The sequence below is a fragment of the Micromonospora sp. AKA38 genome (assembly GCF_027925725.1).
GTDB lineage: Bacteria > Actinomycetota > Actinomycetes > Mycobacteriales > Micromonosporaceae > Micromonospora.
On sequence record NZ_BNEI01000004.1, the window covers coordinates 26,337 to 46,509 of the forward strand.

The following is a 20,173-nucleotide window of genomic DNA, read 5'->3' on the forward strand; positions in this document are numbered from 1 at the left end:
ATGAAACCGACGCCGATATCCCCCAAGGCGTTGCTCGCCCTGGTCTCCTCCCTCGTACTCACCCTCGTCGGCGTGCCGGTGGCCCTCGTCGGCGTGCCGACGGCTCTCCACCAGCTCGGCGCCGACGGCGCCCACCGCGCCGTCACCCCCGACGTGTTGGCCGCCGGCAACGCCCCCCAGTGGAACCGGGAGCCGTCCGCCGAGGCGCTGCTGAAGGCGGGCGCCACCACCGCCAAGGCGGAGCAGTTCTACTTCGTGCTGCCGGACCGCTTCGCCAACGGCGACAAGCGCAACGACACCGGCGGCCTGCGCGGCGACCGGCTGGCCACCGGCCTCGACCCGGCGGACAAGGGCTTCTACCACGGCGGTGACCTCAAGGGCGTCATCGACAAGATGGACTACATCCAGGGGATGGGCACCACCGCCATCTGGCTCGCCCCGATCTTCAAGAACCGGCCCGTGCAGGGCACCGGCGCCGACGTCTCGGCCGGCTACCACGGCTACTGGATCACCGACTTCACCCAGGTCGACCCGCACTTCGGCACCAACGCCGAGCTGGAGAAGCTGGTCGACCTCGCGCACCGGCGCGGCATCAAGGTCTACCTCGACATCATCGTCAACCACACCGCCGACGTCATCCGCTACGCCGAGGACAAGTACGGCTACGTCGACAAGAAGACCGCCCCGTACACCGACGCGCAGGGCCGGGCCTTCGAGGACCGCAACTACGCCGACGGCACGCGGAAGTTCCCGCAGGTCAACCGGGAGTCGTTCCCGTACACCCCGACGTTCGCCAGCCCGGCCGACGCGAAGGTCAAGGTCCCGGCGTGGCTCAACGACCCGACCATGTACCACAACCGCGGTGACTCCACGTTCGCCGGGGAGAACAGCGAGTACGGCGACTTCTTCGGCCTCGACGACCTGTGGACCGAGCGTCCCGAGGTGGTCCGCGGCATGACCGACATCTACGGGCAGTGGATCGGCAAGGCCGGCGTCGACGGCTTCCGCCTGGACACCGTCAAGCACGCCAACCTCGACTTCTGGCCGCAGTTCACCCGCGGCATCGACGCCTACGCGGCGAAGGCCGGCAAGAAGGACTTCTTCATGTTCGGCGAGGTCTACAGCGCCGACCAGGAGATCGAGTCGACGTACGTGCGGCAGGGCGGCCTGCCGGCCACGCTCGACTTCTCGTTCCAGGAGGCGGCGCGCGGCTACACCGCCGCCGACGGCTCGGCCAAGGCCCTCGCCGACGTGTACGCCAAGGACGACCTCTACTCGGCGCGCGACACCGACGCCAACCGGCTGCCCACCTTCCTCGGCAACCACGACATGGGCCGGATCGGCTCGTTCGTCGCCGCGGCCGGCGGGGACGACGCCACCCAGCTCCGCCGCGACCAGCTCGCGCACCAACTGATGTTCCTCACCCGCGGCCAGCCGGTGGTGTACTCCGGCGACGAGCAGGGCTTCACCGGCCCCGGCGGGGACAAGGACGCCCGCCAAGACATGTTCGCCTCGAAGACCGCGGACTACCTCGACGACGACCTGATCGGCACCACCCGCACCCACGCCGTCGACCAGTACGACACCCGGCACCCGCTCTACCGCACCATCGCCGAGCTGGGCAGGCTGCGGGCGGCGCACCCGGCGCTGCGCGACGGCGTCCAGGTCACCCGGTACGCGGCCGACGGCCCCGGCGTGTTCGCGTTCTCCCGTGTGCTGCCCGCGCAGCGGGTGGAACACGTCGCGGCGGTGAACAACGCCTCGACCCCGCAGACTGTCACGGTGGACACCTGGTCGGCCGGCACCCGCTTCACCGCAATCTACGGCGACGCCGCGACCGCCACGGCCGGCGCCGACGGCAGGCTGAGCCTGACCGTGCCGGCCATGTCGGCAGTGGTGCTCAAGGCCGACCGGGCCATCCCGCAGGCCGGCGCGGCCCCGACGATCACGCTGACCGAGCCGGGTGACGCCCCGGTGGCCGGCAAGACCGCGATCACCGCCCAGATCGGTGGCGACCCGCTCGCCACCGTCACGTTCGCCGCGAAGGTCCCCGGCGGGAAGTGGACGCTGCTGGGCACCGCCGACCGCGCGCCGTACACGGTCCACCACGACCTGACCGGCCTGCCCGGCGGCGCCACCGTCGAGTACAAGGCGGTGGTCCGCGACGGCAAGGGCCGGACCGCCACCGCGCGCACCACCGGCACGGTCGGCACCCCGGCCCAGGGCGCGTCCCGGGACTGGGCGATCGTGCACTACCAGCGCCCGGCCGGCGGCTACGCCGACTGGGGGCTCTACGCCTGGGGCGACATCGACCCGGCGTACGCCACCGAGTGGCCCAAGGGGCAGCCGTTCGCCGGAGAGGACGCGTACGGCCGGTTCGCCTGGGTGAAGCTCAAGCCCGGCGCGAAGTCGGTCGGCTTCCTGGTGGTCGACTCCGACGGCAACAAGGACGTGGCGAACGACCGCACCATCGACGTGACGCAGACCGGCGAGGTCTGGGTCAAGCAGGGCGACCCGACGCTCTACCCGACCCGCGAGGCGGCCACCGGCGAGCCCGCCCCGCCGGTCGACCAGAACACCGCGGTCATCCACTGGCGCAAGGCCGACGGCAACTACGACGGCTGGGGCCTGCACCTCTGGGACGGCGCGGCCAACCCGACCGACTGGGCCGCCCCGCTCAAGCCGGAGAGGATCGACGCGTACGGCGCGGTGTTCCGGGTGCCCCTCGCCGCCGGGGCGACCGGGCTCAGCTACATCCTGCACAAGGGAGATGAGAAGGATCAGCCGGACGACCAGCGGCTCGACCTGACCGGCGTGGGGCACGAGGTCTGGCTGCTGGCCGGCGTCAAGGGCCGGCTGCTGCCGGCGACCAGCTCCGGCACGGCCAAGGACGTCGACATCGCCAAGCAGAAGGCGCAGTGGATCGACAGGTCCACCGTCGCCTGGGCCACCGGCCCGACCGACGGCAAGAAGTACGCGCTCGTCGCCGCCGGAGCCGGCGGGATCGGGGTCGCCGACGGCGAACTGACCGGCACGTACACCACGCTGCCGCTGCGGGCGCAGCGCAACGGGCTGACCGAGGCGCAACGGCAGGCGTACCCCCAGCTCTGGGCCTATCACGCGTTCACGCTTGACCGCGCCGACCTGGCCAAGGTGCCGGCGGCGCTGCGCGGGCAGCTCGTGGTGACCGAGCGGGACGCCGAGGGCGCGCTGCTCAGCGCCACCGGCGTGCAGATCCCCGGCGTGCTGGACGACGTCTACGCGGCGGCCACCGGGGTGAAGCTCGGCCCGACGTTCGCCGGCCGGGTGCCCACGCTCGCGGTGTGGGCGCCGACCGCGCGGAAGGTGTCGCTGCAACTGTTCGACTCGCCCACCGCGCAGCCGAGCACGGTGGCGATGACCCGCAACGACCGCACCGGTGTCTGGTCGGTGCGCGGCACCACGGCGTGGACCGGCCGCTACTACCGCTACCAGGTCGAAGCCTGGCAGCCGGCGGCGCAGAAGGTGGTCACCGCGTCGGTCACCGACCCGTACTCGGTGGCGCTCGCGCCGGACTCCACGCACAGCCAGATCGTCGACCTGACCGACCCGGCGCTGGCACCGGCCGGCTGGGCGAAGCTGCGTAAGCCGGCGGCCGTGCCCGCGTCGAAGGCGCAGATCTCCGAGCTGTCGGTACGCGACTTCTCCATCGCCGACACCACCGTCGCGCCGGAGAAGCGGGGCACCTACCTCGCGTTCACCGACCCGAACACGGCCGGGATGAAGCACCTGCGGGCGCTCGGCGACGCCGGCGTCAACTACCTGCACCTGCTGCCGGCGTTCGACTTCGCCACCATTCCGGAGAAGCGGGCCGACCAGGCCCAGCCGGCCTGCGACCTGGCCAAGCTGCCGCCGGACTCGGACCAGCAGCAGAAGTGCGTCGCGGCGGTGGCCGACAAGGACGGCTACAACTGGGGGTACGACCCGCTGCACTACACGGTGCCGGAGGGCGGCTACGCGGTCGACCCGAACGGCGCGAAGCGCACCACCGAGTTCCGGCAGATGGTCGCCGGGGTGAACCAGGCCGGCCTGCGGGTGGTCATGGACGTGGTCTACAACCACACCTCGGCCGCCGGCACCGACGGAAAGTCGGTGCTCGACCAGGTGGTGCCCGGCTACTACCACCGGCTGCTGGACGACGGCACGGTCGCCAACTCGACCTGCTGCGCCAACACCGCCCCGGAGCACGCCATGATGGGCAAGCTCGTGGTGGACTCGCTTGTCACCTGGGCCAAGGCGTACAAGGTGGACGGCTTCCGGTTCGACCTGATGGGTCACCACCCGAAGGCGAACATCCTGGCCGTGCGGGCCGCGCTGGACAAGCTCACGCCCGCCCGCGACGGCGTCGACGGCAAGAAGATCATGCTGTACGGGGAGGGCTGGAACTTCGGCGAGGTCGCCAACGACGCCCGGTTCACGCAGGCCACCCAGGCCAACATGGCCGGCACCGGGATCGGCACGTTCAACGACCGGCTCCGCGACGCGGTGCGTGGCGGCGGCCCGTTCGACGCCAACCCGCGGGTGCAGGGCTTCGCCTCCGGCCTGTACACCGACCCGAACGGCGACGAGGTCAACGGCTCGGCAGCCGAGCAGAAGGCCCGGCTGCTGCACGCCCACGACCTGATCAAGGTGGGCCTGACCGGTAACCTGCGCGACTACCGGTTCACCGACTCCGCCGGGAAGACGGTCACCGGGGCGCAGGTCGACTACAACGGCTCCCCGGCCGGCTACACCGCCGCGCCGGGCGAGGCGGTCACCTACGTCGACGCGCACGACAACGAGATCCTGTACGACGCGCTGGCGTACAAGCTGCCGCAGGGGACCCCGGCGCAGGACCGGGCCCGGATGCAGGTGCTGGCGCTGGCCACCACCGCGTTCGGGCAGGGCACCGGGTTCGTCACGGCCGGCTCGGAGCGGCTGCGCTCGAAGTCGCTGGACCGCAACTCGTTCAACTCCGGGGACTGGTTCAACCAGATCCGCTGGGACTGCGCCCAGGGCAACGGCTTCGGCGCCGGCCTCCCGCCGGAGCAGGACAACAAGGACAAGTGGCCGTACGCCAAGCCGCTGCTGGCCGATCCGAAGCTGGTGCCGGACTGCGCGGCGATCGACCTGGCCGACGCCCGGTACGCCGAGCTGCTGCGGATCCGCCGGTCCTCGCCGGTGTTCGGCCTGCCCACCGCCGAGCAGGTGCAGAAGCGGGTCGCGTTCCCGCTGTCCGGGGCGCAGGAGACCCCGGGCGTGCTGACCATGACGCTCGACGCCCGTGGGTTGGGCGGAACGTGGAAGTCGGTGACGGTGGTCTTCAACGCCACCCCGGAGACGGCGAAGCAGACCGTGGCCGGCCTGCGCGGGGCGAGCGTGGCGCTGCACCCGGTGCTGCGGAACTCCGCCGACCCGGCGCTGCGGACCGCGTCGTTCGACCGGTCCGGTGGCACGTTCACCGTGCCGGCGCGCAGCGTGGCGGTCTTTGTGCAGAGCTGATCGCAGCAGCGGACCGGCCCTCCAGCCACGTGTGGCTGGAGGGCCGGTCCGTACCCCGGGTCCGTCAGGTCAGTTGAAGCAGTCCTTGACGGTGTTGGCGCAGTTGGTGGGGTCGTTGTCGCTGATGAGGGATTCGTCGTCGAGCTTGACGTGTCCTTCGTTGTTGAGGATGCCGCCGGCGACGCGGTGCAGCTTGCTGGTGTCGGTGGCGGTGTTCTTGGTGACGTGGGTCTTGGTCAGGGTGATGGTGGCCTTGTTGTTGAAGATGCCGCCGCCGTTGAGGGCGGTGTTGCCCTTGATGACGGTGTTGCGCAGGGTGAGGGCGGCGTTGTCGTCCTCGTCGTGGTCGCGGGTGAGGAAGCCGTCTTCGATCTTGACGAGCCACTCGCCGTTGTAGATGCCGCCGCCGAAGCGGTTGGCGGTGTTGTCGACGATGACGCTGTCGGCGATCGTGGCGCTGCCCTGGTCCTTGGTGTTGGGGTAGCCCCAGTGCTTGCCGCCGGTGGTGACCACGCCGCCGCCGTCGCCGTCGGCGTGGTTGTTGGCGACGACGACCTTGTCGAGGTCGAGGTCGGTGTTCTCGGCGTAGATGCCGCCGCCGTTCTCGCAGGCGGTGTTGCCGGTGATGTGGGTGAAGGAGACGGTGACGTAGCCGCCGCTACTGAACAGGCCGCCACCGTTGCGCCCGGCGCGGTTGTCCGACAGCGAGGAGTTCTCGCCCTCCTTGCCACCGTTCTTGCCGTGGTCGGAACCGATGATCTCGACCGTGCCGGCCTCGTCGTGCTTGCCCGACGGGACGTAGCTCTTCAGCTCCGCGGCGTCGGCGCCGTGCTTGCCGGCGAGCCCGCTGCCGTTGGCGATGCCGCCGCCGTTGCCGCCGGCGGTGTTGTCGTCGACCTTGGTCTCCTCGACCTTGAGGATGCCGCGGTTGAAGACGCCGCCACCGTCGCCCTGGGCGTGGTTGTTGACGACCTTGCTGTCCTCCAGCCACACCCGGCCGTAGTTGGCCACCGCGCCGCCGTTGTGCTCGGCGTTGTTGTCGGTGAGCTTGACGTTGGACAGGTGGGCGCTGCCACCGCGCTCGACCAGGAGCGCGCCGCCGTCACCCTCGTTCCGCTTCTCCTCCTCGTCGGCCGGGCCCGAGACCGTGGTCCCGGTCGCCGCCGTGGTGGCGGCCTGGGCCGCAACCGGTGCGGCCTGGGCCGCGCCGGCGGTGGCGGCCTGGGCCGGCGCGGTGACGGACGCGGTCGTGGCCTGCGCCGGTGCCACCTGCGCCGCCACCGGAGCGGGCTGCGCCGGTGCGGTGGCGGACTGGGCCGCGGTGGCGGCCGACGCACCCGCGACCGCCGGCTGCGCCGGGGCGACGGGGGCCGGCAGGGTCGCCGAGCCGTTCGCCGCCGAGGGCGCCACCGACGCCGGGCCGCCCGGGTACTTGAACCCGGACGCGTTCCCACCCTTGACGGTCAGGTCCTTGAGCGTGAGGTGGCCGCCGTCGGCGACGCGGAAGATGCGGAAGGTGTCCTCGGCGTCGCGTTTGATGGTGGAGCCGTTGCCCTTGATGGTGACGTCCTGGGTGATCTCGGGCAGGCCGCCGCCGACCTTGCGGTCCTTGACGCCGAGTTCGTAGGTGCAGTTCTCGGCGAGCTTGAGGGTGCCGCCGTGGTCGCGGTTGGTCAGTTCGAGCGCGTCGACCAGGGCGTCGTCGTCGCAGGGAACCTCGCGGGCCTTGCCGTGCTCGTCCTCGCCGCCCCACTCGCCGCGGTCCTGGCCCCACTCACCCCGGTCCCGGCCTTCCTGGCCGTGCTCGTCCTTGCCGTCCTTGCCGTGCTCGTCCTTGCCGTGCTCGTCCTCGGTGGCCTCGCCGCCGTGGTCGCCGTCGTTGAGCTGCTGCGCGGTCGACCACTTCACGTCGGCGAGCCGGTGCGGACCGGTCACCCCGGTGGTCGCGTAGGCAACGCCTGCGAGGCTGACCGCTCCGGTCAGGCCCACGACGCCGGTGGCGAGCCAGAGCCGGCGGCGCCGGAGCGGGGAACTGGTCTCGCGGGTGGTGGCGTCATTGTTATTGCGAAGGTAGTTGGACATCGGAGCTCTCTGCCCTCTCCTTGTACCTGACAAGGTCGCTTCGCCACGGCGAGGCGGCCTTCGCTACAAATCGGTTGTAGCTGGTGAAGACGAACTTATGAGAGCTTTGTTCGCCTCGTGGCCAGATACGAAAAAAACCCGCATAAGGGTGCGGGTGGGGCGGGCTGGCGCAGCGAGGGCGGGATGACCCGATGGTGCCCACAAGGTCGCTCGACGCCGTTTTGCCCGACGTGGCGACCTCCGGGCGGGTGCGACCCCCCGACAGCCGGCGGGTTGGTAGCCCTCCTTCCGCCCGGCGGGGCGGAAGGAGGGCTCCCGGTTATGTGGTGGTGCGATCAGTTGAAGCAGTCCTTGACGGTGTTGGCGCAGTTGGTGGGGTCGTTGTCGCTGATGAGGGATTCGTCGTCGAGCTTGACGTGTCCTTCGTTGTTGAGGATGCCGCCGGCGACGCGGTGCAGCTTGCTGGTGTCGGTGGCGGTGTTCTTGGTGACGTGGGTCTTGGTCAGGGTGATGGTGGCCTTGTTGTTGAAGATGCCGCCGCCGTTGAGGGCGGTGTTGCCCTTGATGACGGTGTTGCGCAGGGTGAGGGCGGCGTTGTCGTCCTCGTCGTGGTCGCGGGTGAGGAAGCCGTCTTCGATCTTGACGAGCCACTCGCCGTTGTAGATGCCGCCGCCGAAGCGGTTGGCGGTGTTGTCGACGACGACGCTGTCGGCGATCGTGGCGCTGCCGCCGGTGGCCAGCATGCCGCCGCCGTCGCCGTCGGCGTGGTTGTTGGCGACGACGACCTTGTCGAGGTCGAGGTCGGTGTTCTCGGCGTAGATGCCGCCGCCGTTCTCGCAGGCGGTGTTGCCGGTGATGTGGGTGAAGGAGACGGTGAGGTAGCCGCCGCTGCTGAACAGGCCGCCGCCGTTGCGTCCGGCGCGGTTGTCCGACAGCGAGGAGCCCTCGCCCTCCTTGCCGTCCCACGCCCCGGCGATCTCCACGACGCCGCGGTCGCGGCCGGGACCGGTCGGCGTCCCGGTGCGGCCCGTACCGTGCCGCACGCCGACGTCGTTGCCGTTGGCGACGCCGCCGCCGCTGCCGGCGGCGGTGTTGTCGTCGACCTGCGACTTCTCGATGGTCAGAAGGCCCCGGTTGAAGACGCCGCCACCGTCGCCCTGCGCGTGGTTGCGCCGGACCGTGCTGTCGGTGAGCCACACCCGGCCGAAGTTGGCCACCGCGCCGCCGTCGTGCTCGGCGTTGTTGCGGGTGAGATCGACCCGCCGGAGGTGGGCCTTGCCGCCGCGCTCGACAAGCAGCGCGCCGCCGTCACCGGCGCCCTGTTCTCCGTCCGTGTCCGCCGGGCCCGTCGTCGCCGGTCGACCCGGGTACGCGGACACCGAGGCGTTTCCGCCGGAGACGGTCAGGTCGTCAAGGGTGAGGTGGCCGCCGTCGGCGACGCGGAAGATGCGGAAGGTGTCCTCGGCGTCGCGTTTGATGGTGGAGCCGTTGCCCTTGATGGTGACGTCCTGGGTGATCTCGGGCAGGCCGCCGCCGACCTTGCGGTCCTTGACGCCGAGTTCGTAGGTGCAGTTCTCGGCGAGCTTGAGGGTGCCGCCGTGGTCGCGGTTGGTCAGTTCGAGTGCGTCGACCAGGGCGTCGTCGTCGCAGGGAACCTCGCGGGCCTTGCCGTGCTCGTCCTCGCCGCCCCACTCGCCGCGGTCCTGGCCCTCCCCGTCGGGCCCGTCCCCACCCTTCGGGTCGGCGGCGGGCGGGTGGTCGCCGGCCTCCCGCGGTGCGGCGGGGCGGTTCTCCGCCACCCGTTCCGGATCGCCGGCCCTGTCGTTTCGGGCGGCGAGGCCACCCAGCGCCGCCAGCCCGACGACCCCGGTCAGCCCGGCCACGCCGGTGGCGACCCAGAGTGCCCGCCGCCTGTTCGCCGGCGGGGCCACGGTCGGCGCCCCGCCCTCGGGTGCCGTTATGTCGTGGGACATGCGCGCCCTCCACCCTTCGGTGTCTCCTCGAACGGGTCGTACCGCCATGGGCCGCACGAAAAGCTACAAAACGGTTGCAGCCCCTGAACCACACCGTAGGAGAAGGATCCTCGCGAGAGGCGTGTATCCGAAGAAAGCCCGCATAAAGGTCGTTGAAGGACGGCGGCGACACCAACGGCATCGGCCCCGCGACGCGGCAGGCGTCACGGGGCCGATGAGACGAACGGTCGGTGGATCAGCCCGGCAGGCGCGGGCCCGCCTCGCGCTGCTCGGCCAGCCAGGTCTCCACCTCGCCCGAGGCACGCGGCAGCCCGGCCGAGAGGTTAACCGGGCCGTCGGCGGTGACCAGGATGTCGTCCTCGATCCGGACGCCGATGCCGCGCAGCTCCTCGGGGACCAGCTCGTCCTCCGGCTGGAAGTAGAGACCGGGCTCGACGGTGAGCACGTACCCCTCGCCGAGCGGCCCGTCGCGGTACGTCTCCTTGCGCGCGTTCGCGCAGTCGTGCACGTCGATGCCGAGCATGTGGCTGGTGCCGTGCAGCGTCCAGCGGCGGTAGACCGTCGAGGCCGGATCCATCGCCTCGTCCACGCTCACCGGCAGCAGCCCCAGGTCCTTGAGCGCCTCGGCGAGCACCCGCATCGACGCCAGGTGGACGTCGCGGAACCCCACCCCCGGCTTGCACATGTCGATGCCGGCCTGCTGGGCGGCGTGGACCGCGTCGTAGACCTGACGTTGCAGCGGCGTGAACCGGCCGTCGACCGGCAGCACCCGGGTGACGTCGGCGGTGTAGAGGTTGCGGTTCTCCACGCCCATGTCCATCAGCAGCAGGTCACCCGGGCGGGTGGCGCCGTGGTTGTGCACCCAGTGCAGGATCGTGGCGTGCTCGCCGGCCCCGACGATCGAGCCGTAGCCGACGTCGTTGCCGTCGTGCCGGGCCCGCAGCGCGAACAGCCCCTCCAGCAGCCGCTCGGAGATCGGCCGGTCGGCCGGCAGCGCGCGGGCCACGTCCTCGAAGCCGCGCACCGTGGCGTCGCACGCCTCCTGGAGCTGGGCGATCTCCCACTCGTCCTTGACCAGCTTCAGCTCGGAGATCGCGATGGCCAACTCCCGGTCGCGGCCCGGCTGGCCCTCGGCGCGTGCGCCGTCGTACCGGCGCACGGCGGCGTCCACCCGGGCGTCGAAGCCGCGCAGCACCCGGGTGCGCCCCGGGGCCAGCTCGGCCAGCGCCGCGTCCAGCTCGCTCAGGTCGGCGGTCGGCAGGCCCAGCTCGGTCGACTTCTCGCGCAGCGTCGGCCGGCGACCCACCCACAGCTCACCGTGCCGGCTGCGGAAGAACTCGTCGGTCACCCGGGACGACCGGGGCCGCATGTAGAGCGTGGCCTCGCCGCCCGGCCGCAGCACGAGGACGCTGTCGGGCTCCAGGTCGCCGGTCAGGTACGCGAAGTCGCTGCCCGGCCGGAACCGGTGCTCGGTGTCGTTGGCGCGGACCTTCTCGTTGCCGGTGGGGATGACGAGCGTCTCGCCCGGGAACGCCTCGGCCAGCGCGGCCCGTCGTTTGGCGTGGTTGGGCACCTCCGGGCGGGGTGCGACCGGCAGTTCGGTGTCCCGCCAGCCCTGCCGCATGAACGTCAGGAACGCCTCCGGGAAGTCGGGGTCGTGCGACTCCGTGCCGTCCGCCGCTTTGCCCTGTTGCGTCCGCTCCTCGGTCATGATCCGCCCCTCCCTGAGCCCCATCGCTGGTCCCGACGGTACCGCGCACACGTCAGCGGGGAGTGCCTGCGGTGCCGCGACGGCGGCTTCCGGCGCGTGGAAAGATGGCCGGCATGTGCGGACTCCTGGCCTTCTTCAGCGCGCGCGGTGACGCCGCCGCCCACCGCGACAACATCGCCGGCGCACTGGAGTGCCTGCACCACCGTGGCCCGGACGAGACCGGGGTCGAGGTGGTCGGCGACGCCTCCGGCCGGTACGCGGACGGTGTGTTCGCGCACAAGCGGCTGGCGATCATCGACGTGGCGCTCAGCCACGAACCCCTGCCCTACGCGGGCGGTCGTTACCTGCTCACGTTCAACGGCGAGATCTACAACTACATCGAGCTGCGCGACGAGCTGATCCGCGACTACGGCGCCCAGTTCGCCACCAACGGCGACGGCGAGGTGATCGTCGCCGGCTACCACTACTGGGGTGAGCGGGTGCTCACCAAGCTGCGCGGCATGTTCGCGTTCGTGATCTGGGACCGGCAGGAGCGGCGAGCCTTCGGCGCCCGCGACTACTTCGGCATCAAGCCGCTGCACTACCTCCAGACCGCCGACGGCCTCTACCTCGCCTCGGAGAAGAAGGCGCTGCTGCCGTTCGCGCACTCCGCCTACCAGGGCGACGCCGGGATCGACACGGCGAACCTGAGCCACTACCTGACCCTCCAGTACGTCCCGGAGCCGGGCACGCTGCACAAGGGGATCAGCCGGATCGGGTCGGGGGAGTACCTCACCTGGACCCCGGACGGCCGGATCGACGTGCGCCGCTGGTACCGGCCGGTGTTCCGCCCGGCCCCGGTGACCGACGAGCAGAAGCTCTACCACGAGATCCGGGAGACGCTGCGGGAGAGCGTCCGGATGCACATGCGCTCGGACGTGCCGGTCGGCTCGTTCCTGTCCAGCGGCATCGACTCCACCGCCGTGGTGGCGCTGGCCCGCGAGTTCAACCCGAACATCCTCACCTTCACGGTCGGGTACGACGTGCCCGGCTACTCCGAGATCGACGTGGCCCAGGACTCGGCCCGGCACCTCGACGTGACCACCATCCCGACCAAGATCGGGCCGCAGGACATGATCGACGCGTTGCCGAAGATCGTCTGGCACCTGGACGACCCGGTGGCCGACCCGGCCCTGGTGCCGCTCTACTTCGTGGCGAAGAAGGCCGCCGAGCACGTCACCGTGGTGCTCTCCGGCGAGGGCGCGGACGAGTTCTTCGGCGGCTACACGATCTATCGGGAACCGCTCTCGCTCAGCTCGGTCAACGGTCTCCCGGACGGCGTGCAGAAGGGCCTGCGGGCCGTCTCCAAGGCCATCCCGCAGGGCGTCAAGGGCAAGAGCTTCCTGGAGCGCGGCACCACGCCGATCGAGCAGCGCTACTACGGCAACGCCCGGATGTTCACCGAGGAGGAGAAGCAGCACCTGCTGCGCCGGTACGACCCGTCGGTGCGCTACACCGACGTGACCGCGCCGATCTACGCCGAGTGCACCGAGCTGGACGACGTCACCAAGATGCAGTACGTCGACCTCTACACCTGGCTGCGCGGCGACATCCTGGTCAAGGCGGACCGGATCTCGATGGCGCACTCGCTGGAGGTCCGGGTGCCGTTCCTGGACCGGGAGGTGTTCAACGTCGCCGCCGGCATCCCGGTCGACCTGAAGCTGCCGCCGCGCTCCGAGGCCACCAAGTACGCCATGCGCCAGGCGTTGCAGGGCGTCGTGCCGCCGGCCATCGTCAACCGCAAGAAGCTGGGCTTCCCCACCCCGACCCGGGTCTGGCTGCGCGGCGAGATGTACGAGTGGGCCCGGCACGTGCTGGCCACCTCCGGTGCGGGCGACCTGATCGACCTGTCGTACGCGATGCGCCTGCTCGACGAGCACAAGCGGGAGGAGGCCGACCACTCCCGCAAGGTGTGGACCGTGCTGATCTTCTGCGTCTGGCACGCGATCTTCGTGGCGAAGACGCTCGACCCGGGCATCCAGCGCAACCAGTCGGCGCTGCTCACCAAGCCGGTCGTGGGCAGCATGGTCCGCTGATGCGGGCGTGACGAAGGGCCCCCGGCGCGCTGCCGGGGGCCCTTCTCAGTGCGATGTCACCGGCCGGTACAGGTGACCGTGGGCAGGGTGTTCTGGCCCGAGAAGTTCGCGGTGAAGCCGAACGTGGTGGTGCCCTCCGGCGCGACACTGCCGTTGTACGCGGCGTTGGTGACCGTCACCGACGCCCCGCTGCCGCTCAGCGTGCCGTTCCACACCTGGTTGATGGTCTGGCCGCTGGGCCAGGTCCAGCTCGCGGTCCACCCGCTGTACGTGCGGGTGCTGTGGTTCATGATCATGACCTCGCCCTGGAAGCCACCGCCCCAGGCGCTGACCACCTTGTAGACCGCCATGCAGTTGCCGGCCGGCATGGTCGGCGTCGGCGTGGGGCCGGTCGGCGTCGGCGTCGGCGTCGGGCTGGTGGGCGTCGGCGTCGGGTTGGTCGGGGTCGGGGTCGGGCTGGTCGGCGTCGGCGTGGGGTTGTTGCCCGAGCCGATGCCGGTCACCTCGCCGTTGCCGCCGTCGAACGTCACGTCCGAGCAGCCGAAGAAGTTCTCCTGGCTGTCCGAGCGGACCCACCGCGAGTAGATGATGTGCCGGCCGCTCTTGTTGCTCGGCAGCGTGCCGTTGAAGTAGTAGTGCCCGTCGTTGGTGCCGACCGCGCCGCTCTGCGGCGGGTTGGTCACCTGGAGGAACGGCTGCTCCTCCAGGTCGCTCCAGGCCAGCGCCCGGGTCGGGCTCCAACTGTCCTTGGTGACGTAGAAGTAGAACGTGCCCGGGTGGTGCGCCCAGTTGCTGTAGCGGAACTCCATCGACCGCCCGGCCGTCAGGTGCGTGATCGGCCAGTCGTTGCGGGCCGCGTCGTAGCCGCTGAAGTTCGGGTTGCCGCCGCTGCACAGCTTGCCGTCGGGGATGAACCCGGTGGTCCGGCCGCCCGCGTCGGAGCGCAGCACGCTGAACCAGTTGTAGAGCGAGTTCGCCCCGTTCTGGGCGACCGCCGCCGAGCAGGCGGGGTTGTTCGGCCGGATCTCACCGGTGCCGGTGAGGCCGTCCTTCCAACACAGGTAGGTGCGGGCGCCCGGCGTCATCGCCGCGCCGTGCGCGGCGGCCGGGTCGGGCCCGCTGGCCAGGGCGAACGCGCCCACGGCCAGGGTGAGGGCCGCGGTGACGAGCGCGGCCGTACGGGATCGGTGCACGGGGATCTCCTGACTCGCGGAGCGGCCCACCCTCGGCCTGCCCCGCTGCGACGAGCGGATGCGACGATCGCGGTGCCCGCGCCCGGCGGTCGGCGTGCGGCCGGGGCCGTCGGGGAACGCGCACTGCCTGCGGTCCGTGCCACGGACCGCGGATGCCCCTCGCGTCGGCTCGACCCGGCGGCGCGGCAGCCCACCGCGCCCTCCCGTCAGCGCAATCCCATCACGTCCGACCGCCGCATGCAATAGCCGCCGGTCGATGCGTCGGGGTTCCGTCGCGCCGGTTCCCGGCATGCGCCAGGATCGGGGGAGGACAACCGGGAGGAGCAGGCATGGGGTACGCGGTGGTGCTCGGCGAGGCGCTCGTCGACCTGCTCGACGCCGAGCACGACGGGGCGCCCGTCTACCGGCAGGCGGTCGGCGGCGGGCCGCTCAACGTGTCGGTGGCGATCGCCCGGCTCGGCGGGGACGTGCAGTTCGTCGGGTCGCTCGGCGACGACGCGCTCGCCGGCCGGGTCCGCGCCTTCCTCACCGACGCCGGGGTGGGCGTGGCCGGGGCGGTGACCGTGCCGGCCCCGACCGCGCTGGCCGTGGCCACCTTCGCCGGCCCCGAGCCGGAGTTCCGCTTCTACGGCGAGCCGCGCTCGTACGCCCTGCTCGGCCCGGACGACCTCGACGTGGCCCTGGTCGAGGGCGCGGACGTGCTCTACTGCGGCTCGATCGTGCTGCTCGACCCGCCGGTGCTGGCCGCCGCGCGTCGGGCCTGGTCGATCGCCGGCGGGCTGCGCGTGTTCGACCCGAACGTGCGCCCGAGCCTGCTCACCGCGCCCGGCGCGCTGGACGGGCTGCGCGGGGTGGTCGCCGAGTTCGCCGCCGCGGCGCACCTCGTGAAGCTGAGCAGCGCGGACGCCCGGGTGCTCTATCCGGACGAGCCGGTCGAGGGCGTCGCCGCGTACCTGCGGGAGTTGGGCGCGACCACCGTCGTGGTCACGCTCGGCGCGGACGGCGCGCTGGTCGCCGCCGCCGACGAGGTGGTGCGTGTGCCCGCGCCGACTGTCGACGCGGTGGACGCCACCGGCGCCGGTGACTCGGTGATGGGCGCGCTGGTGGCGGAGCTGCTCGCCGCCGGCGAGCCGGCCGACGCGCGCGGCTGGCGCGACCGGGTCGCCTTCGCCCTACGGGTCGCCGGGCTGGTCTGCGAGTCCCCCGGCGGCGCCACCGCCATGCCCACCCGCGCCGCCGTCACCGCCCGCTTCGCGTGAAAGGCGGGGCCCCCGGTTAACGCCTCCGGTAGAGGCGGGGGCCCCTGTTAACGCCGGCTGGGCGGCCCGCGCCGGAGATCAGCGGGGGCGGGCGAGCGCGCGGACGGCCAGCAGGGCGAGTGCGGCGGCGCCGGTCAGGACCACGGCCATCGGGAGGGCGCTGCCCTCGCCACCGAGACCGACCAGGGGCGCGGCGAGCGCGCCGACCACCGACTGGATGCCGCCCATCAGCGCGGCGGCGGTGCCGGCGTGCCGGGCGTGCGCGTCCAGCGCCAGCGCGGTGCTGTTCGGCATCACCATGCCCAGCGACCCGACGAACACGAACAGCGCCACCGCGGTGCCGGCGAGGCTGCCGGTGAGCGCGCCGGTCAGCACGCCGAGCGCGGCGACCAGGCTGACCGCGAGCGTGGTGACCAGCAGCCGGCGCGGGCTGAACCGGTCGAGCAGCCGGGCGTTCGCCTGCCCGGTGGCGATCAGCGCGAGCGAGTTGACGCCGAAGACCACGGCGAACCCGACCGCCGAGACGCCGAAGACGTCCTGGAACACGAACGACGACCCCGAGATGTACGCGAACAGGCCGGCGAACGCGAAGCCCTGGGTCAGCGCGTACCCGAGGTAGACCCGGTCACCGGCCAGCGCGCGCATGGTCCGCGCGGTGGCGGCGAGGCCGCCGGTGCTGCGGCGCTCGGCCGGCAGCGTCTCCGGCAGGCGCAGCGCGACCGCCACGGCGAGCACCGCCCCGATGACGGCCAGGGTGAGGAAGACCGCCCGCCAAGAGCCGAACCGCAGCACCAGGCTGCCGACGCTCGGCGCGGCCACCGGCGCCACCCCGAAGACCAGGGTGAGCCGGGAGAAGTACTTCGCGGCGTCCCGACCGGCGTAGAGGTCACGGACGACCGCGCGGGCCACCACGATGCCCGTACCGCCGGCCAGCCCCTGGGCGAACCGCGCGGCGGCCAGCAGCGGGGCGCTCGGCGCCGCGGCGCAGGCCAGCGCCAGCACGGCGTACGCGACGACGCCGACCAGGACCGGCCGGCGTCGCCCCCAGCGGTCGCTGAGCGGGCCGGTGACCAGTTGACCGAGCGCCAGGCCGATCAGGCAGGTGGTCAACGAGAGTTGGATGCCGGCCTGGTCGGCGTCGAGTTCGCGGGTCATCGCCGGGAACGCCGGGAGGTACATGTCCAGCGAGAGCGGGCCGATCGCGGTGAGCGTGCCGAGCAGCACCAGCAGGCTCACGCCGCCGCCCCGTCCGGCGGGTCGGTCGACGGGTGGGCGCGCGGCGGGCCGCACGGTCTGGTGCACGAGAGGTCCCCCTGGATCCGGTGGTCCGGGTTACCTTAGCTCTGTAGTCAGAACTGTTGCGATGTGAAGCAGGTGACCCGGTGGCGGGCGACGAGGAGATCGCGCGGTTCGGCGCGGGGCTGGGGGAGCTGCACCGGCTGCTGCGCCGCCGGACCGTCGCCCGCGCCGACCGGGAGCCGCTGCCCGAGGCGCAGGTGGAGGTGCTCCTGCTGGTCCGGGCCACGCCGGGGATCAGCGGCAAGGAGGTGGCCCGGCGGCTCGGCACCGCGCCGAACACGGTCAGCACACTGGTCCGCGACCTCACCGACGCCGGGCTGCTGGTCCGCGACCGCGACCCCGCCGACCGCCGGGTGATCCGGCTGCGCCTCACCGAGGCCGCCCGTCGACGGATGGCCGACCACGAGGTCCACCGCGCCGCGCTGCTCGCCGAGGCGCTCGCCGAGCTGGACCCGGTGGCCCGGACTGCCGTGCTGGCCGCCGCCCCGCACCTCGACGCGCTGCTCATCGCGCTGCGCGCCCGCCCCTGACCGGGGCCGGGGACCGGGGATCGGCGGACCGCCTCCGGCCGTGCCGTCGAGACCAGGCCGAGCCGGGCGGCGATCAGGCCGTGCCGTCGAGTTCGGCGGGTTCGTGCCGGGCGGCGATCAGGCCGTGCCGTCGAGTTCGGCGTAGCCGCGCCGCGCCGCGATCAGGCCGGGCCGGGCGCCGAACGGCGACTCCGCCGCCACCCGCTCCGGCGGGGCGCTGCCGGTGTGACCGGCCCGGATCAGCCACGCCTGCCGGGCGAGCTGGGCGTGCTGCTCGCGCACGAACGCCACGTCGACCGGCTCGCCGTGACCCGGGACCACCACGGTGGCCGGCGTGGTCAGCCGCAGCAGGTCGGCCACCGCGTCCGGCCATTGCAACGGGTACGACTCCTCGAACGCCGGCGGCCCGCTCTGCTCCACCAGGTCGCCCGCCACCAGCACGTCCGCGTCCGGCACGTGCACCACCAGATCGGCGTCGGTGTGCCCGTGCCCGGGATGGCGCAGCACCACCCGCCGCCCGCCGACGTCCAGCACCGTCTCCTCGCGGACCTCGTGCGTCGGCGTCCGCAGCTCGGTGCGCGCCAGCTCCTCGGCCAACGCCGGCTGCTCGGCGCGCATCTCCTCGTACGCCGCCCGGCGCAGCGCGTCGGGCTGGTCGCGCAACGCCGCGACGGCCTGGGCGTGCGCGTACACCTCGGTGCCCGGCTCGGCGGCCAGCGTGGCGTTGCCGAAGCAGTGGTCGAAGTGGTGATGGGTGTTGACGATCACCCACGGGTGCGGCGTCACCACCCGGGCGGCCGACGCCAGCTCCCGCGCCTGCCCGGCGGTGGAGAGCGTGTCCACCAGCAGCGCGGCGCCGTCGCCGACCACCAGCACCACGTTGACCCGCAGCAGCGGCTCGCGCAGCAGGTGCACACCGGCGGCGATCTCGGTGAAGCGGACGGTCACGGCGTGCGCTCGGCCCGCTCGACGAAGCGCCGCCGGTCGACGAGCGCCCGCTCCACCCGCCCCTGCGCGGCCACGGCGGGCCCGTCCGTGACGGTCACCTCGAAGACCAGTCGGCGGCCGTCCACCTTCACCAGCTCGGCGTGCGCGGACACGGTCCGCCCGACCGGGGTGGCCGTCCGGTGCTCCAGCTCGACCCGGACGCCGACAGTGGTCGACCCGGCCGGCAGCCGGGCCGCGACGGCCGCCACGGTCGCCGCCTCGGCCAGCGCCACCACCCGGGGCGTGCCGAGCACCGGCACGTCCCCCGAACCCACCGCCTCGGCGGTGTCCGCGTCCGTGACGGTCAGCTCGACGCGGGCGGTCAGGCCCGGTGCGAAGGGCGACTCCGACTGCTCCTGCATGCGGCCGAGCCTAGTGCAGCGCGGTCGGAGTCGTACCGCGTCCGGGTGACGGCCCGGACCGTTTCCCGGACGGTCGGCGTCGGCCGGCCGGACGCCCGCCGTTAACCTTGTCGGCGATGGCCGTGCTGACAGATCCCCCGCCCCCCGCCCCCGCCGGACCCACCGCCTCCCCCGACGGCGGGCGCCGTCGCGTGATCGCGATGGCTGTCTGGAGCGTCGCCTTCGTCGTCACCTGGCTCGCCATCGGCCTGCCCACCGACCCGGCGTACGCGTTCCTCTGGATCTGGGCCGGCACCGTCGCGTGGAACTCGAACCGCCCGTGGCGCAGCCACCTGCGCTTCGCCCGGGACTGGATCCCGGTGGTGCTGCTGCTCGCCGCGTACAACCTGTCCCGCGGGTTCGCCGACAACGGCGCGACCCCGCACGCCATGGAGCTGATCGTCGCCGACCGGTTCCTGACCGGATGGGCCACCGGCGGTGAGGTGCCGACCGTCTGGCTCCAGCAGCGCCTCTACGACCCGAGCCAGGTGCGCTGGTGGGACGTGCTGGTGAGCTGGATCTACTTCTCGCACTTCGTGGCCACGCTGGCCGCCGCCGCGGTGCTCTGGATGCGCAACCGGCAGCGCTGGATCGGGTACATGACCCGGTGGGGCTTCCTGTGCGCGGCCGGGCTGGTCACCTACTTCGTCTATCCGGCCGCCCCGCCGTGGTGGGCGGCCCAGAACGGGCTGCTGACCGAGGTCGCCCGGATCTCCACCCGGGGCTGGAAGGAGATCGGCATGCACGGCGCGGGCAACCTGCTCAACGCCGGGCAGATCGCCTCCAACCCGGTGGCCGCCATGCCGTCGCTGCACACCGCGTTCGCGCTGTTCGTGGTGCTGTTCTTCCTCCGCTCGGTGCGCAAGCGGTGGTGGCCGCTGCTGCTGGCGTACCCGCTGGCCATGACGTTCACGCTGATGTACAGCGGCGAGCACTACCTGATCGACGTGCTGGTCGGCTGGGCGTACGTGGGGATGACGTTCCTCGTGGTCGGCCTGGCCGAGCGCTGGTGGCGGGCCCGACGGGCCCGCCGGGACGGGACGCCGGCCGCCGTGACCGGCGTCACCGCGCCGGCCGCCGGCCCGGACACCACCCTCGCCGCCGACCAGGACGCGGTGCCCGCCGACCGCCGCTGAGCGGCCC

General features: G+C 72.4%; 12 protein-coding genes. 5 read left to right on the forward strand and 7 right to left on the reverse strand.

The window, feature by feature from the left end:
• On the forward strand, positions 1-5,520 hold the full coding sequence (gene pulA, locus TPA0908_RS15790) for a pullulanase-type alpha-1,6-glucosidase (protein WP_281938690.1): 5,520 nt from the start codon (positions 1-3) through the stop codon (positions 5,518-5,520).
• Positions 5,521-5,589: 69 nt separating this feature from the next.
• Here the strand turns inward: pulA and TPA0908_RS15795 are convergent, their stop codons facing one another.
• From TPA0908_RS15795 to TPA0908_RS15805, 3 genes are all read right to left on the reverse strand, one after another.
• On the reverse strand, positions 5,590-7,602 hold the full coding sequence (locus TPA0908_RS15795; protein ID WP_281938692.1) for a hypothetical protein: 2,013 nt from the start codon (positions 7,600-7,602) through the stop codon (positions 5,590-5,592).
• Between the two features lie 335 nt (positions 7,603-7,937).
• Entirely contained in the window at positions 7,938-9,575 is a 1,638-nt protein-coding gene (locus TPA0908_RS15800; protein ID WP_281938694.1) for a right-handed parallel beta-helix repeat-containing protein, read from the reverse strand.
• A 235-nt stretch (positions 9,576-9,810) separates the two neighbouring features.
• The gene (locus TPA0908_RS15805) at positions 9,811-11,286 is read right to left on the reverse strand and encodes an aminopeptidase P family protein (RefSeq protein ID WP_281938696.1); all 1,476 of its coding nucleotides are present in this window, start codon (positions 11,284-11,286) and stop codon (positions 9,811-9,813) included.
• A 113-nt stretch (positions 11,287-11,399) separates the two neighbouring features.
• On the opposite strand from TPA0908_RS15805, the gene asnB reads away from it, so the two are divergent.
• Positions 11,400-13,361: an asparagine synthase (glutamine-hydrolyzing) gene (gene asnB, locus TPA0908_RS15810; RefSeq protein WP_281938697.1), complete on the forward strand. Its 1,962-nt coding sequence runs from the start codon at positions 11,400-11,402 to the stop codon at positions 13,359-13,361.
• Between the two features lie 56 nt (positions 13,362-13,417).
• Here asnB and TPA0908_RS15815 read toward each other — a convergent pair whose 3' ends face one another.
• Positions 13,418-14,554 carry a lytic polysaccharide monooxygenase auxiliary activity family 9 protein gene (locus TPA0908_RS15815; RefSeq protein ID WP_374709220.1) on the reverse strand — a complete coding sequence of 379 codons (1,137 nt, stop codon included), beginning with the start codon at positions 14,552-14,554 and terminating at the stop codon, positions 13,418-13,420.
• A 329-nt stretch (positions 14,555-14,883) separates the two neighbouring features.
• On the opposite strand from TPA0908_RS15815, the gene TPA0908_RS15820 reads away from it, so the two are divergent.
• Positions 14,884-15,813: a carbohydrate kinase family protein gene (locus TPA0908_RS15820; protein ID WP_281938698.1), complete on the forward strand. Its 930-nt coding sequence runs from the start codon at positions 14,884-14,886 to the stop codon at positions 15,811-15,813.
• A gap of 78 nt (positions 15,814-15,891) precedes the next feature.
• On the opposite strand, the gene TPA0908_RS15825 is transcribed toward TPA0908_RS15820, so the two are convergent.
• Complete coding sequence (locus TPA0908_RS15825; RefSeq protein ID WP_281938700.1) at positions 15,892-17,115, reverse strand: multidrug effflux MFS transporter; 1,224 nt, start codon at positions 17,113-17,115, stop codon at positions 15,892-15,894.
• 80 nt (positions 17,116-17,195) lie between these two features.
• Between TPA0908_RS15825 and TPA0908_RS15830 the strand changes: the two genes are divergently transcribed.
• On the forward strand, positions 17,196-17,642 hold the full coding sequence (locus TPA0908_RS15830) for a MarR family winged helix-turn-helix transcriptional regulator (RefSeq protein WP_281938702.1): 447 nt from the start codon (positions 17,196-17,198) through the stop codon (positions 17,640-17,642).
• 117 nt (positions 17,643-17,759) lie between these two features.
• Here TPA0908_RS15830 and TPA0908_RS15835 read toward each other — a convergent pair whose 3' ends face one another.
• A complete protein-coding gene (locus TPA0908_RS15835) occupies positions 17,760-18,590 on the reverse strand; it encodes an MBL fold metallo-hydrolase (RefSeq protein WP_281938703.1) in 831 nt (276 codons plus the stop codon).
• The gene (locus TPA0908_RS15840) at positions 18,587-18,991 is read right to left on the reverse strand and encodes a thioesterase family protein (protein WP_281938705.1); all 405 of its coding nucleotides are present in this window, start codon (positions 18,989-18,991) and stop codon (positions 18,587-18,589) included. Before TPA0908_RS15840 ends, TPA0908_RS15835 begins: the two co-directional genes overlap by 4 nt.
• 116 nt (positions 18,992-19,107) lie before the next feature.
• Here TPA0908_RS15840 and TPA0908_RS15845 point away from each other — a divergent pair, with 116 nt between their 5' ends.
• Positions 19,108-20,166 carry a phosphatase PAP2 family protein gene (locus tag TPA0908_RS15845; RefSeq protein WP_281938707.1) on the forward strand — a complete coding sequence of 353 codons (1,059 nt, stop codon included), beginning with the start codon at positions 19,108-19,110 and terminating at the stop codon, positions 20,164-20,166.
• Positions 20,167-20,173: the final 7 nt, after the last annotated feature.